Annotated in this window: 1 protein-coding gene; it reads left to right on the top strand. The window is 67.3% G+C overall.

The window, feature by feature from the left end:
- Window positions 1-379 precede the first annotated feature (379 nt).
- Window positions 380-19,327 carry a BapA/Bap/LapF family large adhesin gene (locus ONG87_RS13500; protein WP_264381424.1) on the top strand — a complete coding sequence of 6,316 codons (18,948 nt, stop codon included), beginning with the start codon at window positions 380-382 and terminating at the stop codon, window positions 19,325-19,327.
- The last annotated feature ends 133 nt before the right edge of the window (window positions 19,328-19,460 follow it).

Here is a 19,460-nt window from a genome sequence, read left to right as displayed (position 1 = left end):
GGATTTTGTCCATCTCTTGTTCAATGATAGCAATGTGATATTCGAAAATTGTTATAAATCGTCAGCTCTTGAGTGCCATCACGTACTAGCCTAACCCATAGATGGCGCAGCGCCATAAAGCCTCAGTCAAGTTGAATGGATTTTAAAAGTCAATCTAAAACAAGCAGTTATAAGTTTAAGGTGGGCTCGTCATGGAAAGATGTCAATTGTTTATCGTTCAGCCGGGCTGTTACGGGTGAACCGACCCAGTGTGCAGTGCCCCGTCCGGGGAAAACATTAGAAGAGACCTTGAATCACTGGCCTCGGTTAGCGCCGAGTACGCGTGAAGTTGTTTGTGCAGTGCCCCGTAGTGCACTGCAAGAATCTGCTAGGAGTAGGTATGGACAGTATCGTTGTTGCTGCGAAGTCGGCGCAAAGCACCTCGGAAATCGCCTGGGGCAATATAAAGCTGTTGGATACCAGCCTGGTCAAACTGCCAGTGGATCCCAGCGATGTCGCTTCGGCCACGCGTTCCGGCAACAATCTGACCATCACCCTCAAATCCGGCGAGCAGATAACGCTCGGAGACTTCTTCAAGGTCGATGCGGCCGGGCAGCAGAGCGAATTGGTCTTCGAAGGCCAGGACGGTTTTCTCTGGCAGGCCAACTACGGCGAACCCTTCACCGGCTTTACCTTCTCCGAAGCCTCGACCGTGGACGAATTGCTGTTGGCCGGTGCGGCCGCCAGCGGTGCCACGCCTGGCTGGTTGCTCGCCGCGTTCGGCCTGGTGGGCGTAGGCGCTACCACGGCTGCAGTGGGCGGCGGAGGCGGTGGCGGCGGTGGTGGCGGCGGCGCGCCCGTTCCGCCCGTGGAACCAGTACCGCCCGTTGATACGACGGCACCGGGCGCCCCGACCGGGCTCAGTTTCGCCGCCGATGGCAGCAGCGTTTCGGGCAGCGCCGAAAGCAATGCCTCGGTGATCATTCGCGATGCCCAAGGCAACGTGGTAGGCAGCGGCACCGTGGGTGCCGATGGCAATTTCCAGGTGGCGTTCCCCACGCCCCAGGCCAATGGCGAATCGCTGGAAGTGATCATCACCGACGGCTCGGGTAACAGTTCGGACCCGGTGGTCATCACCGCACCTGATATCACTGCGCCTGCAGCACCCGGGGCACTGACGCTCAGCCCCGATGGCAGCACCTTGACCGGTACCGGCGAGCCCGGCGCCACCGTTACCCTGACCACGGCCACCGGCGTGGTCCTGGGCTCGGCCGTGGTAGCGGCCGACGGCACGTTCAACTTGACCCTGACCCCGCCGCAGATCAACGGCGAAGCCTTGAGCGCCACGCAAACCGACCCAGCAGGCAACCAATCGCCCGCCGCAGGCCTGATTGCGCCTGACCTGACCCCTGGCCCTACGCCTGACCCAACGCCTGACCCAACCCCCGACACCACCGCTCCAAACGCGCCGACCGGCCTGGCCGTCAGCGCCAATGGCAGCGTGCTGACCGGTCGAGGTGAGGCCGGCACGGTGGTCAATGTCACCGATGCGGCCGGTAACCTGATTGCCACCGGAACCGTGGATGCCAGCGGCAATTTCCGCGTCGATCTCAGTCCTGCACAGGCCAACGGGCAGGGCCTGGGCGTTACCCTGACCGACGCCTCAGGCAATGTTTCGTTGCCCGCCAACGTGCTGGCCCCGGACATCGAGGCCCCGTCTGCGCCGAGCAATTTGAGCATTGACGGCAGCGGTCTGGTGCTCAGCGGGCGCGCCGAGGCAGGCGCTACCGTGGCGGTGCGCGACGCCGCCGGTAACCTGCTCGGCACCGGTACGGCCAACGCCAGCGGCATCTTCCAGATCACCTTGAGCGCTGCTCAGATCGACGGCGAAACCCTCAGCGTGGTGGCCACCGACGCGGCGGGCAATGCGTCGCTGCCTGGCCAATTGCAGGTGCCGGACCTCAGCGTGTCCGAACCGATCACCGATTTCGTCGTCAGCGCCGATGGTTTCTCTTGCGGCGGCCGCGGCCAGGCGGGCGACACCGTGACCATCACCAACGCCGCTGGCGACGCCATCGGCAGTGCGGTGGTGAATGCGTTCGGCCGCTTTTTCATCCGTTTTGCACTGCGCCTCACCCCCAATGAACCGATCACTGCCACGCAGACCGACGAGAACGGTAACGTCACCTCCACGTTCAGCATGTTGGTGCCTGATGACATCGGCCCCGGCACCCCGGACAACCTCAACCTGAGCCAGGACGGGCTGACCCTGACAGGTACCGGCAATGCCGGCGATACCGTGCGTGTCTTTACCAGCCAGGGCGTGTTGCTGGGCAGCGCCATCGTCAACGTCGATGGCAGCTTCTCGATTACCCTTGGCCAGGCCCAGACCAATGGCGAGACGCTGACGCTCATCGCCACCGACTTCGATAACGAAGCCTCGGTGCCGGTGCCCTTCGTTGCGCCCGACAGCACAGCGCCAGCCGCCGTCGGCAACCTTGGTTTCAATGCCGATGGCACGACTTTGACCGGTACCGGCGAGCCTGGCGCCACCGTGACCGTGCGCAATGCCCAGGGCAACGTGGTAGGCACTGCTACGGTCAATGCCGCTGGCAATTTCGTTGTCAGCCTGTCCCCGGCCCAGGCCGATGGGCAAGTGCTCAGCGTCAGCCAGACCGATGCCGCCGGCAATCCTTCGGTTGCGGTACCGGCGACGGCGCCGGACATCACCGCCGGCGTGGACCTCAGCGAAGTGGCTATCAGTGCTGACGGCAGCCTGGTGAGCGGTCGTGGCCAGCCGGGCGATACCGTCACCGTCACGGCAGCGAACGGGGCAGTGCTGGCCACCGGCGTGGTCGCGGCCGATGGCACCTTCAACCTTTCCCTGGCTGCGCCACAGACCAATGGCCAGGCGCTGCTCGTCGGTCAACAGGACGCCGCCGGCAATGCCTCGGCCAATGTCGGCCTGACCGCACCTGATCTGGAAGCGCCGGTGGCACCGAGCAACCTGGCGCTGAATGCCGGCGGTACCGTGCTCTCGGGCGTGGGCGAGGCCGGCACCACGGTGTCGGTGAAAAACGCGGCCGGCACGGTGCTGGGCACCGCCCTGGTCGCGGCCGACGGCACCTTCCAGGTCACCCTGTCGAGCGCTCAGGCCAATGGCCAGGCACTGACGTTGAGCGCCGTGGATACAGCCGGCAACACCTCGGCATCGGTTCCCTTCACCGCGCCGGACACCACCGCGCCGAATGCGGTCACCAACCTGTTGATCAGCGCCGACGGCCTGACCCTGACCGGGCGCGGCGAGCCGGGTGCCACGGTGACCATCAGCAATGCTGCAGGCGTGGTGATCGGCATCGCCACCGTCGGCGCCAACGGCAATTTCAGCACTGCGCTGGCACCGGCTGCCGTCGAAGGCGACCTGCTGAGCGCGGTGCAAGCCGATGCCGCCGCAAACGTTTCGACCCCGGTCTTCATCACTGCACCCGACGCGGTTGGTCCGGGCACGCCTGGCAATCTGGCATTGAGCAGCGACGGCCTGCAGCTGACCGGCACCGGCAGCGCCGGCAACACTGTCAACGTCTTCGGCCCGCAGGGCAACCTGCTGGGCACAGCCATCGTGGCCGCCAACGGCACGTTCGTCATTACCCTGACCCAAGCCCAGACCAACGGTGAAGTGCTGTCGGTGGTCGCCACCGATGCGCTGGGCGAAGCCTCGGTGCCGGTCGAAATCACCGCCCTCGACTCGACCGCGCCTGACCCGGTGAGCGGCGTTGCCATCAGCGCCAACGGCGCTACCGTGACCGGTAGCGGTGAAGCAGGTGCCAGCGTCATCGTGCGGGGCGCCAACGGTGCAGTCATCGGTACCGGCACCGTCGCCACCGACGGTACCTTCAGCGTCGCCTTGAACCCACCGCAACTGAATGCCCAGCAGCTCCAGGTCAGCCAGACCGATGCATCGGGCAACAGCGCCACCGCCGTCGACCTGACCGCGCCCGACCTGACCGCACCGGCTGCGCTCTCGCAATTGGCCGTGAGCAACGACGGCCTGACCCTGACCGGACGCGGCGAAGTCGGCGCCACCGTTACGGTGCTCGCGCCGAACGGCGTCGCGCTGGGCACGGCAACGGTGGGCAGCGACGGCTTGTTCAGCGTCACCCTGAACGCCGCCCAGACCAACGGCCAGAACCTCAGCGTCAGCCAGAGCGACGCTGCCGGCAACCGCTCGCCCATCGCCCTTGCGCAAGCACCCGACACCGATGCGCCTGGCGCACCCGGTGCCTTGCAGCTCAACGGCAGCGGAACCGTATTGACCGGCCTGGGCGAGGCCGGTGCCACGGTGCGCGTGGTCGGTGCCAACGGCGTCGAGCTGGGCAATGCCGTGGTCGCGGCCAACGGTACTTTCCAGGTAAGCCTCGCGCCGGCCCAGGCCAACGGTCAGTTGCTCGAGGTCACCCAGACCGACGGCGCCGGCCAGACTTCGGTGCCGGTAGCGATCACCGCCGCCGACAGCACCGCTCCCGGTGCCTTGGCCAATGTGCTCCTGAGCCGTGATGGACTGAGCGTGACCGGTACGGGTGAGAGCGGGGCCACGGTCACCGTTCGCGCGGCCAACGGCGCCGTCCTTGGCAGCGCCGTGGTGGGCAGTGATGGCACCTTCAGCGTTGGCCTGGCCAGCGCTCAGGTCAACGGCGAACGCCTGGGCGCCGCCCAGACCGACCCAAGCGGCAACGTCTCGCCGACCACCTCCGTCACCGCTGCCGATGTGACTGCGCCCGGCGCCCCGGCGGCCCTGGCGCTGGACGCCAGCGGGCTGGTGCTGACCGGTACCGGCGAGGCGGGCGCCACCGTGCGCATCACCAATGCACAAGGCACGCTGCTGGGCACCGGCACAGTGGCAGCCAATGGCACCTTCAGCATTACCTTGAGCGCGGCCCAGACCAATGGCCAGAGCCTCAAGGCCGTGGCCACCGATGCGGCCAGCAACAGCTCGGCGGCCAGCACCCTGGTCGCCGCCGACACCACCGCGCCGATTGCGGTCGGCAACCTGGCGATCAGCCCAAATGGCCTGACGCTGTCGGGCACCGGTGAAGTGGGCGCCAGCGTCTCCGTACGGGCCGCCAACGGCGACCTGATCGGCACCGGCACCGTGGGTGCCAATGGTATTTTCGTCATTGCCCTGAACCGTGCGGCGCAGCAGAGCGACGTCCTCAACGTGATCGAGACCGATGCGGCCGGCAATGCATCGACACCCGTCACCGTCAACGGGCCGAACGGCAACGAGCCGGCGGCCCCCGGCAACCTGGTGATCAGCCTCGATGGCGTGACGCTCACCGGTACTGCCTTGGCCGGCAACACCGTGACCGTCGTCGATGCGCAAGGCGCAGTACTCGGCTCGGCCGTGGTCAATGCCTCCGGCCAGTTCAGCCTGACCCTGTCGCCGGCGCAGAACAACGGCGAGCTGCTCAGCGTGCAGGCCAGCGACGGCGTGCGCGTGTCGGTGCCGACCCTGCTCACGGCGCTGGACACCACGCCACCCGATGCCCTCGACAACGTCCAGCTCAGCGCCAACGGCAGCACCTTGAGCGGTACGGGTGAGGTCGGTGCCACGGTCAACGTGCGCGGCGCCCAGGGCCAATTGCTCGGCACCGGCACGGTCGGCAGCGATGGCACCTTCAGCATCGCTTTCACCCCGGCACTGATCGACCGTCAGGTACTCACCGCCACCCAGACCGATCCGGGTGGCAATGTCTCGGCCGCGGTCAGCGTGACTGCTCCGGACTTCACCGCTCCGCTGGCTGCGTCGGGCTTGAGCCTGAACGCTTTGGGCACGGTGCTCAACGGTGTCGGCGAGGCGGGCACCACAGTCGCCGTGCGCGATGCGGCAGGCGTGATCATCGGCAACGGTAGCGTGGCCGCCAACGGCACGTTCCAGATCACCCTGGCCACGGCGCAGCTGACCGGCACCACTTTGCAAGTGATGTTGACGGACGCGGCAGGCAACGTTTCGCCTTCGGCGGCGCTGCCAGTCGCCGACGTTACCGCACCGGGCGTGGTGACCGGCCTGCAGCTCAATGTGGCGGGCACGCTGCTGACCGGCAAGGGTGAAGTGGGCGCGACGGTCAGCGTGACCGCAGCCAATGGCACCGTGCTTGGCAGTGCTGTGGTCGGTGCGACCGGCAGCTTCGTCGTCAACCTGGTGCCTGCGCAAGCCAATGGCGAGGTGCTCGATGTGCAGCAGGTGGACGCTGCGGGCAACCTGTCGCTGCCGGTGGCGCTGGTCGCCGCCGACGTGACCGCGCCCATCGCTTTGAACACCGTTGCCATCAGCGCCAACGGCGCGGTCGTCACCGGTGTGGGTGAAGCGGGGGCGACCGTGCGGGTATTGACCAGTGCCGGTGGCGAACTGGGCACTGCGACGGTCGGCGCCGATGGGCGCTTCTCGGTCACCCTGAGCACGCCGCAGATCAATCTGCAGTCGCTCACCGTGACCCAGGCCGATGCCGCCGGCAACCTGTCGGCCAACGTCAACCTGACTGCGCCTGACCTGCAGGCGCCGAGCGCGCCCACCAACGTCGTGCTGACCGCGCAAGGCTCGGCCGTCACCGGCCAGGCCGAGCCGGGCACAGTGGTGTCGGTGGTGGTCAGTGACGCCCAGGGCAATGTGCTGGGCACTGCGACCGTCGCCGCCAACGGCACTTTCCAGGTCAACCTGAACACGCCGCAGACCAATGGCCAGACGCTGCTGGTGACCTCCACCGATGCCGCCGGCAACGTGTCCACCTCGATCACCGTCATTGCTGCCGACTTGACTGCGCCCAACCAGGCCACCGATCTTGCGGTCAATCCCGCGGGTACCCTGCTGGCCGGCAAAGGCGAAGTCGGTGCCACGGTTACCGTGTTCGATGCCCAAGGCACGCAGATCGGTACCGGCACCGTCGGCCCCACCGGCAGCTTCCTCGTCACCCTGACACCCGTCGCACAGAACGCCGTGCTGAGCGTGACGCTCACCGACCGTTTCGACAATGTTTCGCTGCCCGCCAGCGTGACGGTGCCCGACGCCAACGGGCCCGATCAACCCACCGCGCTGGTGCTCAGCGCCGACGGCCTGCGCCTGAGCGGTATAGCCGACGCGGGCAATACCATCACCGTGCGCGGCCCCACTGGCGTGCTGGGCACCACCACGGTCAATGCCGATGGCACGTTCCAGCTGACCTTGAGCGCGGCGCAGACCAATGGCGAACAACTGGATGTCGTGGCCAGCAGCGGTGGCTTCAATTCGCTGCCCGGCCAGCTTACCGCCATCGACAGCACAGCTCCGGCGCTGACCAATGTCGTCATCAGCAATGACGGCAGCCTGATCACCGGGCGCGGCGAAGCAGGCGCCACGGTCACCGTACTCAACCCGGCCGGCGTGACGATTGCCACGGCCATCGTCGGTATCAGCGGGCAGTTCAGTGTGACGCTGACGCCGCCGCAGATAGATGCGCAACGCTTGCAGGTCAACCAGGTCGACGGGGCGGGCAACAGTTCGGTGCCGGCCACTGTGACCGCACCTGACCTGACCCTGCCCGGCAGCGTGCTGCAGCCGCTGGTAAGCGCCGATGGCCTGGTGGTCAGCGGGCGTGGCGAAGCAGGTGCCACGGTCACCGTGTTCGCCAGCAATGGCGTGGTGCTGGGCACCGGCGTGGTCGATGCAAATGGTCTGTTCAGCGTCAACCTGAATCAAGCCCAGAACAATGGCCAGACCCTTACCCTGTCGCAACGCGACCCGGCCGGCAACGAGTCGGCAGTGGTCAGCGTGCAGGCAGGCGATACCCTGGCTCCGTTGGCGCCCGCTGCGCTGGTACTCGACAGCACCGGGTCGTCGCTCAGTGGTACCGGCGAGATCGGTGCAACCGTTCAGATCAGAAATGCCAACGGCGACCTCATCGGCAGTGGCGTGGTAGGCGCCAATGGCCGCTTCCAGATCAGCCTGGACACGCCGCACGTAGCCGGGCAACTGTTGGCCGTCACGCAGAGCGATGCGGCGGGCAACACCTCGCCAGCCACACCGCTGAGCGCCCCGGACACCACCGCGCCGACCGCGCTGCTCAACGTCGTGCTCAGCAACGACGGACGGCTGGTCAGCGGTACGGGTGAGGCGGGAGCCAATGTGACCGTGCGCAGTGCCGCCGGTGTGTCGTTGGGCAGCACTGTGGTGGCCGCGGACGGCAGTTTCACTGTCATTTTGAGCAGTCCGCAACTCAATGGTCAGACGTTGTCGCTGGTGCAGGTCGACGCCGCCAGCAACGTCTCGCCCACCTTCAGCCTGCAGGCAGCCGACATCACCGCTCCGGCAGTGCCGACTGGGCTGTCGCTGAGCCTGGCGGGTACGCTGCTTTCGGGTGTCACCGAGGCAGGTGCTTCCGTCAGCATCACCGGAGCCCAGGGCCAGGTCATCGGCAGCGGCGTTGCCGGCAGCGATGGCACCTTCGCCATTACCCTGGCGTCTGCCCAGGCCAATGGCCAGGCCCTGCGCGTCACGGCCACCGATGCCGCAGGCAATACCTCGGCGCCGGCCACCCTGCTGGCAGCCGACATCACCCCACCGGTAGCGGTCAGCAATCTGGTGGTCAGCGCCGACGGCACCTTGCTCAGCGGCTCGGGCGAGGCCAATGCCACCGTGCGCATCACCGCCGCCAATGGCGATCTGCTCGGCACCGGCACGGTGAATGCGGGCGGCACTTTCCTGATTACCTTGAACCGGCCCGCCATCCTCAGCGACGTGCTGACCGTGATCGAAACCGATGCCGCAGGCAACCCCTCGCTGCCGGCGCAGGTCAACGGCCCGGATGGCGGTGCTCCGATCGCTCCGGCCAATCTGCTGCTGACACTGGAAGGCGCCATCCTGACCGGCACCGGTTCGGCGGGGGCGCTCATTCGTGTCACCAGTACCACGGGTGTGCTGCTGGGCAGCGGTACGGTCAATGCGTTGGGTACGTTCAGCATCCTGCTCGATGCCCCGCAACGCAACGGCGAAGTGCTGAGCGTGCAGGCCAGTGACGCGATTGGTCGTGTCTCGATTCCGGTGTCGCTGACTGCCGGAGACACCACTGCGCCCGACCTGCTTGCCAACGTCCAGCTCAGCGCCAACGGCGCGCTGGTTACCGGCAACGGCGAGGCAGGCGCGCAAGTCACCGTGCGCAACGCGTTGAACCAGTCTGTCGGCACCGCCACGGTGGCCACGGACGGCACCTTCACGATCAACCTGGTGCCGGCCCAGACCAACCTGCAGGTGCTCACCGTGACCCAGGCCGATGCGGCCGGCAACCTGTCGCTGGGCGTGACCCTGATCGCGCCTGACCTGACCGCGCCCGCAGCGCCGGTCGCGCTGGTGCTCAACGATGTCGGCACAGTGTTGACCGGCGCCGGCGAGGCGGGTGCCAACGTGGTGGTGCGCAACGCCTTGGGCGTCCAGGTCGGTGCCGGCACCGTGAACGCCAACGGCACGTTCCAGATCACTCTGGATGCGCCGCAGATCGACGGCGGTACCCTGAGGGTCACCCTCGGCGACAGCGCGGGCAACCTGTCCGTGGTGGGCAGTGTGGTTGGCCGCGACACCCTTGCACCGGTGGCGGTGGTGGCGCCTGTCATCAACGCCGACGGCAGCCTGATCACCGGGCGCGGCGAAGCGGGTGCGACCGTCACCGTCACCAGCGTCGCCGGCACCGTGCTCGGCTCGGCCGTGGTGGCCGCAAATGGCACGTTCAGTCTGGTGCTCGATCCTCCCCAGGCCAACGGCCAGCTTCTGGACGTGCTGCAGACCGACGCGGCCGGCAACGCCTCGGTGCCGGTTGCGCTGCAGGCGCCGGACATTACCCCGCCCACCGCGCTCAGCGAAGTGCTCATCAGCGCCGATGGCCTGGTGGTGACCGGTCGCGGCGAGGCCGGTGCTTCGGTTCGCGTATTGCTCGGCAACACCGAGCTGGGCCGCGCCGACGTCAACGCCAGCGGGCAGTTCACCATCACGCTGAACAATCCTCAGGTGAACCTGCAGCAGCTCACCGTCAGCCAGGTCGATGCCGCCGGCAACTTCTCCGCCAACGTCACGCTGAACGCACCGGACCTGCAGGCGCCGGCAGCGCCGACCGATGTGGTGCTCACGCCGCAGGGCGGGGCGGTGATCGGCAAGGCAGAACCCGGCAGCGTGGTCTCGGTGGTGGTCAGTGACGCCCAGGGCAATGTGCTGGGCACAGCCACGGTCGCGGCCAACGGCACCTTCCAGGTCGACCTGGCGTTTCCGCAAACCAACGGCCAGACGCTGCTGGTCACGTCGACCGATGCCGCCGGCAACACCTCGACCAGCATCACCGTGATCGCCGCCGACCTCACCGCGCCCGATGCGCCCACTGCTCTGGGTGTCAGCCTCGATGGTCTGACCGTGGTCGGCCAGGGCGAAATCGGCAGCACTGCCACCGTGCGTGCCGTCAATGGCGACGTGCTCGGCATCGCAGCGGTCGGTCCGAATGGTATTTTCACCGTCGTGCTGCTGCGCGCCGCCAGCGAAAACGAGGTGCTCAACGTCACCTTGACCGATGCGGCCCGCAACGTGTCGACGGCAACCGTCGTGGTCGCCCCGGATGTCAACGGTCCCGATCAACCCACGGCGCTGCTGCTGGGCGGCAACGGCCTGACCCTCAGCGGGCAGGGCGATGTCGGCAACACCATTACCGTGCGCAGCGTGACGGGCGTGGTACTGGGCACGGCAGTGGTGGACGCCACGGGCAATTTCCAGGTCGCACTGAACGTAGCCCAGACCAATGGCGAAACGCTCGAAGTCATTGCCACCAGCGGCGCACTGGTATCGCTGCCTGCGCTGATCACGGTAGCCGACACCACGCCGCCCGGCCTGATCAGCAACCTGCTGGTCAGCCTCGACGGCACCCAGGTCACGGGGCGCGGCGAGGCCGGCTCGATCGTCACCATTCGCGGCCCCGACAACGCCGTGCTGGGCACGGCGACGGTCGGCGTCACCGGCGCCTTTACCGTGTCGTTGAACGTCGCGCAGACCAATGGTCAGGTGCTCAGTGCCGTGCAGGTGGACGGCGGCAACAACCCATCCACAGCTGTGACCGTGGTTGCTCGCGACAGCACGCTGCCCGACGCTCCCGCAGCGGTGCTCAATCCTGCCGGCACCCTGGTGACCGGCACCGCCGAACCCGGCACGCGGGTCACAGTCATCGTCAGCGATGCTCAAGGCAATGTGCTGGGCACTGCCACGGTGGCAGCCGATGGCAGCTACGAGGTCGACCTGGGCACCGCGCAGGCCAACGGCCAGACCTTGCTGGTGACCACCACCGATGCCGCCGGCAATGTGTCCGCCAGCACCACGCTGTTCGCGCTGGACACCACCCCGCCTGCGCCGGTCACCGCGCTGGTGATCAGCCCGAATGGCGATCTGCTGGCTGGCCGCGGCGAGCCGGCTGCCGAGGTGACCGTGCGCGACGCGGGCGGCACCGTCATCGGTATCGGCGTGGTCGGTGCCACGGGCAGCTTCCTCATCACCCTCACTGCCCCCGTCGCCCCAGGGGACGTGCTCACCGTCGTACAGGAAGATGCCGCGGGTAACGCGTCGGACGACGTGGACGTAACCGCACCCGATGGCACCGGCCCGGACCAACCCAGCGCGCTGCTGCTCAGTGGCAACGGCCTGCAGCTGAGCGGTCTGGCCGATGCTGGCAATACCGTGACCGTACGCAGTGCCACCGGCGTGGTGCTGGGCACCGCAGTGGCCGATGGCAACGGTGCCTTCACGGTCGCGCTGTCGAGCCCGCAGCTCAACGGCGAACAGCTGGAAGTGGTTGCCAACCTCGGTGCGCTGGTCTCGGTGCCTGCGCAAGTGCAGGCCCTCGACCTGACCGCGCCGGGCGCATTGACCGATCTGCTGGCCAGTGCCGATGGCACTCAGCTGACCGGTCGCGGCGAAGTGGGCGCCACCGTTACCGTGCTCGCGCCCGACGGTACTGCGCTGGGCAGCGTCGTCATCGGCGTTACCGGCACCTTCACCGTACCGTTCGCGGTCGCGCAGTTGGGCGGCGGCAACCTTGCGGTGTCGCAGACCGATGTGGCCGGCAACCTTTCGCCAACGGCGCTGGTGCCGGCGGTGGACAGCACGCCGCCTGTGGCACCTACCGCTGCCGTCGACCTCAACGGCGGGGCAGTGGTGGGGGTTGCGGAAGCGGGCACCGTGGTCACGGTGATCGTCAGCGATGCCCAGGGCAATGTGCTGGGCACCGCCACGGTCGCCCCCAACGGCAGCTACGAAGTGGTCCTGGGGGCGGCGCAGACCAACGGCCAGACCTTGCTGGTCACCTCCACCGATGCGGCGGGCAACGTCTCGTCGACCACTCTGGTGGTCGCGCCCGACACCACGGTGCCGAACCCGGTCACCGACCTTGTGGTCAGCGCCGACGGCGCGCTGCTGACCGGCAAGGGCGAAATCGGCGCGCAAGTCACCGTACTCGGCGTGGGCGGTATTTCGGTCGGCACGGCCACGGTCGATGGCAACGGCAATTTCACCGTGACGCTCGATCCGATCTCCGGCGACCGCACCTTGCTCAGCGTCACTCAGGCCGACCCGGCCGGCAACGTTTCGACCGTCGCCACCGTCACCACGCCGGACACCAATGGCCCGGATGTACCGAACGCACTGCTGCTCAGCACCGACGGGCTGCAGTTGGTGGGCCAGGGTGATGTCGGCAACCTGATCACCGTGCGCAACCTGCAAGGGACCGTCCTGGGTACCGCGACCGTCGATGGCAGCGGCGTCTTCCAGGTGCAGCTTTCTGCTGCCCAGCTCAATGGCGAAATCCTCCAGGTCACGGCCGCCGACGGCGCGCTGACCTCGCTGCCGGCGCAACTGACAGCGCCGGATGTGACCGCACCCAGCAACCTTGGCGCACTGTCGGTCAGCCTCGACGGCACGGTCCTGAGCGGACGCGGCGAAGCCGGTGCAACCGTGGTGATCACTGGCCCTGGCAACGTAGTGCTGGGCACCGCTGTGGTGGCGGTGACCGGGGTGTTCATTGCCAACCTGGCCACGCCACAGCTCAATGGCCAAGCCTTGAGCGTGGTGCAGACCGACCTGGCCGGCAACGCTTCGCAGGCCCTCGTCACGCTCGCCGGCGACCGTACGCCACCCGCAGCGCCGGCCGAGCTGGCGGTCATCAACCAGGGCCTGGTGCTGACCGGCACGGGTGAGCCCGGTGCACTGGTTACCGTCACCAATGCCCAGAACGTCGTCCTGGGCACCGCCACGGTCCTGCTCGATGGCAGCTTCCAGGTGGTGTTGAGCCAGGCGCAGGTCAACGGCCAGGCCCTGGGCGTGACCCTGACCGATGCCGCGGGCAACGTGTCGGTGCCGGGCGCCGTTCTGGCGGGCGACACCACCGCACCAGTGCCTTTGACCAATATCGCCATCAGCAATGACGGCGCATTGACCAGCCTCTTGACCGGCAAGGGCGAGCCCGGTGCCGTGGTCAGCGTGACCCGGCTGGACGGTACCTTACTGGGCAGCGGCGCGGTCTCGGCGGCGGGCAATTTCAGCGTCACTCTGACGCCAGCGGTGATCACCGGCGAGCTTCTGAACCTGGTGCAGACCGATGCCGCAGGCAATGTCTCGCCAATCGCGACGATCAATTCGCCGGACACCACTGCGCCCGAATTGCTGACCCAGGTCGCAATCAACCTCACCACCGGGGCCACTGTCACCGGCCGGGGAGAGCCTGGCGCCACGGTGACCGTGCGCGACGCCGCCGGGGTAGTCCTGGGCAGCGCCCAGGTGGCAGCCGACAACAGCTTCGTCGTGACCCTGTCGCCGGCGCAGATCAACAACCAGCCGCTGACCGTGGCCCAGACGGATGTGTCCGGCAACGTGGGTGCGAGCACACCGATCTTCGCGCCTGACCTGACCCCACCGGCTGCGCCGACGCAACTGCTGCTCAATGCCAGCGGTACCGTGCTCAGTGGCGTGGGCGAAGCCAATGCCACCGTGCTGGTGAAGAACGCGGCAGGCGTGACCCTGGGCACGGCGACCACCGTAGCGGCCGATGGCACCTTCCAGGTGACGTTGCCGGCGCAGCTCAACGGTCAGTCGCTGGTGGTGACGCTGACCGACGCGGCTGGCAATGTCTCGGGCCCCGGCAGCCTGCTGGCCGGCGATACCACGCCGCCGGCGGCGCCGACCATTCTGGCGCTGAACGCGACCGGCACTCTGCTCACCGGTACCGGCGAGCCCGGCGCGCAGTTGATCATCCGCAACAACCTCAATGTGTCGGTGGGCACCGGCACGGTCAACGCCGATGGCACCTACAGCGTCACGCTCGGCGTGGCGCAGATCAACGGCGAAGTGCTCAGCGTCCGCCAGGTCGATGCCGCCGGCAACGCCTCCGCTGCGGTCACCATTACTGCCAGCGATCTCCAGGCTCCGACCGCACTGGTCAACCTGGCGGTATCGACCAGCGGCCTGCAACTGACCGGCAGCGGCGAAGCGCTTGCGCGCATAGTGGTCAAGAACGTGCTGGGTGTGCAGATTGGCGCGGCGACTGCCGATGTCGATGGTAATTTCACCGTCAACCTGGCTACCCCTCAACTCAACGGCCAGGTGCTTGTCGTGACCCAGGCCGACGTGGCAGGCAACGTCTCGCTGCCGTTCAACTTTGCGGTACCGGATGTCACTGCGCCACTGGCATTGACCCTGACGGCGGTCAGCGCCGACGGTCGTATCGTCACCGGGCGTGGCGAAGCCGGCGCGACGGTGACCGTCACCGGTCCGCTGAACGCGACACTGGGCACCGCCGTGGTCGCCGCAGACGGCACCTTCAACGTGACCCTGAGCACCCCGCAGACCAACTTCGAAGCCTTGCTGCTGGTCCAGCGCGACGCTGCGGGGAACACCTCTGACGGGGTCACCGTCAACGCCCCTGACCTGACCCCTCCGGCGCTGCCGACAGGGTTGGGCCTGAGCGCCAACGGCCTGCTGTTCAACGGCACGGCTGAGGCGGGCGCGAGGGTGTTCGTGAGCAACGCGCAGGGCGCGGCGTTGGGCAACGTGCTGGTCGGCGCCAATGGCACCTTCAGCGTGCCGCTGAGCCTGGCACAACTCAATGGCGGGACGCTGGAGGTGTACGCGCAGGATGCCGCTGGCAACAAATCCGCGCTGGCACGTTTGACCGTTCCAGATATCACCCCTCCGAGCCTGGCCACGCAACTGGTGGTGAATGCCGCTGGCACCGTGCTCACCGGCAAGGGCGAGGCCGGGGCGACCGTGACTGTCGGGTTGCTGGTCGGGCAGACCCCTGTGGTGCTTGGCACGGCTGTGGTCGACGTCAATGGCAACTTCCAGGTGCCGCTGCTGCCGGCTGCCCTCGGTGGTCAGCTGTTGACCGTGATCCAGACCGATGCGGCGGGCAATCCTTCGGCTATCGCCTCGTTGAACATTCCTGTGGAGCTGCCACCGGCCGCGCCGCAGGTCAGCACCATCACCAGCAACGGCGTGACCCTGACCGGCACCACCGAGGCGGGCACTACCGTGGTGGTGCGCAACGCCGCCGGGACCGTGCTCGGCACCGGTGTCACCACCGGTACGACCTTTACCGTGACGCTCAATCCACCCCAGGCCAACGGCCAGGTGCTCGAACTGCACGCCACCAAAGGCGCGCTCACGTCGATCGCGACCTTCTACACCTCGGTCGACAGCACCGCGCCAGTGCCCATCACCGCACTGGACGTCAACGGTACCGGAACGCTGGTCACCGGCCGAGGCGAGGTAGGCGCCACCGTGCGGGTCACCAATGCCGCCGGCGTGGTGGTAGGCACTGGTGTGGTCGGTTTGAACGGCAGCTTCGCCGTGGTACTGCCAGTGGCCCAGGCCAACGGCGGTACCCTGACGGCGGTGCAGGTGGATGCCGCGCAGAACGTGTCCACGGCGGTCAGCATCGCCGCGCCCGATATCATCGCACCCGTGGCACCGGTGATCACCGGCCTGAGCAATGCCGGGCAGACCCTCAGCGGTACCGGTGAAGCCGGTGCCACCGCCACGGTCTACAACGCTGCGGGGGTTGCCATCGGCACGGCCACCGTGCTGCCCAATGGCACCTTCGCGGTCACGTTGAGCAGCCCGCAACTCAATGGCCAACTGCTCAGCGTCAAGCTGGCCGATGCCGCCGGCAATGTGTCGGTGGGCACGCCGTTCCTGGCACTCGACACCACCCCACCGACGGCGCTGGTCAACGTTGCGCTGGCCACCAATGGCAGCAGCGTGAGCGGGCAGGGCGAGGCCGGCGCGCGGGTGACCGTCAGCGTCGGCGGCGTGGCATTGGGCAACGCCGTGGTCGATGCCAGCGGCAACTTCAGCGTCGGTCTCAGCGCCGCGCAGCTCAATGGTCAGCAACTGACCGTGGTGCAGACCGACGCCGCCGGGCTGACGTCGCCGATCACTACACTCACGGCCCGTGATGCCACCGCGCCGAACGCACCGACCGCGCTGTTGCTGGTCGGCGGCGTGAGCCTGAGCGGCGTCGGCGAAGCCAACAGCACCGTCAAGGTCTACGGGGCCAACAACGCTCTGCTGGCCGAGGGGCCGGTGAACGCGCTGGGTCTGTTCACGGTGACACTGGCTGCGCCGCAGCTCAACGGAGGCGCGCTGCGCGTGACCCTCACCGATGCGGCCGGCAACGTGTCCGCAGCGGGCCAACTGGGTGTGGCCGACACCACGCCACCGGCTGCGCCAACCGCCACTATCAGTGCCAGCGGCACAGTGGTGTCGGGCACCGGCGAGGCGGGGGCCACGGTCACCGTGCGCAGTGGCGCCAGCGTGCTGGGCACGGCGCTGGTCGCCGCCAACGGCACCTACAGTGTTACCCTCAATGCCGCGCAGATCAACAGCCAGGTGCTGACCGTCAGCCAGGCCGATGCCGCCGCCAACGTTTCGCCAACGGCCACCACCACCGCGCCGGACCTGACCCCGCCGAACCTGGCCACCGGGCTGGTAGTGGCGGGCGATGGTCTGACCCTGCGCGGGACCGGCGAGCCGGGCGCCACGGTCAGCGTCAAGGCTGCCAACGGCGTCGTGCTCAACGTGGCGCCGGTCACCGTGGGGGCTGATGGCACCTTCACCGTGGCCCTGAACGCCGCGCAGATCAACGGCGAGCGCCTAAGTGTCACGCTCACCGACGGGCGCGGCAACGTCAGCGGCGGCGCGGCCGTGGCGGCACCGGACATCGACGTCAACGAACCGGTGATCGCCTCCAACAACCTGGCAACCGCTACGGTCAACATCACGCCGGTCACGGTGGCCAGCGAGTACACCAACACCAGCGTCAGCCTGCTGCTGGGCCAGGTGAAGGCGTTCGGTTTCACGGTGGCTGCCGGTACCGTGACCGACCCGTTGATCACGGTGACCAACAACGCCTTGCTCGGTGTGCTGCCAGCGTCGGCCTTCGCTCTGGAGGTGCAGAACGCCGCCGGCAACTGGGTAACCCTGGCCAACAGCACGACCAATCCGCAGTTGCTCAATCTGATCGGGCTGGGTACCAACCAGGTGCAGGCCGACATCGGCTTGCTGCAGGCCGGCAACTATCGCCTGACGGTCGCCAGCAGTCTGGTTTCGCTGCTCGACAGCCTGACCACGCAGATCCAGTTCGTGACCACCAGCCTGACCCAGTTCACCGGAACCCCGGCGCCATTGGACGGCAACGTCATCACCGATCCCGGCGTGAACGGCCTGGCTGACCGCACCGGGCCGGACAACGGTGCGGTGCTGCAGGTACTCAAGAACGGCACCTACGTGACGGCCGGTGCGGGCACCATGGTGCAGGGCCTGTATGGCCAACTGACCATCGACAGTACCGGCAAGTACACCTACAACCCGAGCGGGGCAGTCGCCAGCGTGGGCAAGGTCGAAGACTTCCAGTACCAGTTGGTGCACCCCAATGGCTTGAGCTCGACGGCCCATCTGTACGTGCGCATCGACAGCGCCAACGTCAACGAGGTGTGGAACCCCAACAACCTGGCCGCCAACGCCACTCTGGTGGATGCCATCAATGACACCGCAGCGAGTGCCTTGAGCCTGGTCGGCCAGTTCACCGACACCACGGCCACGATCGGTCGCTATGACAGCAGCTTGCTCGGCGGTCGCGGCGAGTTCACGTTCACCGTGGCGCCGAACACCTTGAGCGACCTGACCTTGTCGGTCACCGGCAGCGGCCTGTCGCTGCTGTCGCCGGTCAACTTCGTGCTGTCCAAGCTGCAGGCCAACGGCACCTATGTTCAGGTAGGGTCCTATTCGGGTGCCAACCTGATCGCGATCGGCAGCGCCGGCCTGGGTGTGCGCGTCGAGGACCAGACTGCCGGCACCTACCGCCTGGTCGTCACCAACGGTGGCCTGGGAGTGGCATCGAGCTACACCGCCGCAGTACGTCAGGAGGCGACGTCCACCAGCACCTTCGTGGTCGGCAGCGCCACCACGGCGGTGGGCAACCTGCTGACCGGGGCGGGCGCCGATGTACTGGGTTCCTCGTACACCTCGCTCAGCGTGCTGAGTGCCGGCGCCTTCGTTCTCCCTGGGGTCAACGGCGTCACCATTGCCGGTGCCCATGGCGCGCTGCTGGTCAATGCCGATGGCAGCTATGCCTATACACCGACCTTGAACCAGGGCAGCGCCGTGATTGGCCAGACCGACGTGTTCACCTATCAACTCAACCACCCCACCGGAGCCAGTGATACCGCCACCCTGACCATCAACCTCAACAACGCTGCCGCGCCGGCCACCTTCGCGCGCCTGGCGTCGTTCACCAGTGACGACACCAGCGCCGATCACGCTGCCGTTGCCGGCAGTGACCGGCACGACCCGCAAGGCACTTCGGGCGATGATCTGCTCGATGGCGCCCAGGGCGGGGCGCTGACCTTGCACGGTCACGACGGCAACGACACCATCGTCATCTACGACCAGACGTTCGCCTCGGTCGACGGCGGTGCCGGGACCGATACGCTGAAGTGGAGCGGTGGCGATGCCGACATCGACCTGAGCAACCTGGCAGCACGCATCAACAACATCGAGGTCATCGACCTGAACCAGTCCAGCAAGGTCAATCTGACCTTGAGCTTGAGCGACCTGCTGTCGGTCACCGACGCCAGCACCGACAAGCTACTGATCCTGGGCGACAGCCACGACACCGTGCACATGACCGGCGCAACCTGGGCGCCGGGCGCCACACAGACGGACAACGGCGTGCAGTACAACGTCTACACTCCCCAGGAGGACCCCTCGCACCATCTGTGGGTCCAGAGCGGTATCAGTGTCGTCTGATACCCGCTACCAGCGTCGGGCCTGCGGGCCCGGCGTCGCGGCAGGAAGTCGCACGCCGCCTGAATCGGGCGTGCCATCAAGAACAGGAAGTGGGGGATTGGCTTGAAGTGCACCTCTTTGGCGACACATATTT

This window comes from Pseudomonas sp. MM227 (assembly GCF_947090715.1).
Lineage (GTDB): Bacteria > Pseudomonadota > Gammaproteobacteria > Pseudomonadales > Pseudomonadaceae > Aquipseudomonas > Aquipseudomonas baltica.
Note: the sequence above shows the minus strand (reverse complement) of the source record. Positions and strands in the feature narration are given on the sequence as shown.

Coding starts and splice junctions, on each gene's coding strand:
- ONG87_RS13500 (WP_264381424.1), top strand. CDS start 380: ATGGACAGTATCGTTGTTGCTGCGAAGTCGGCGCAAAGCACCTCGGAA.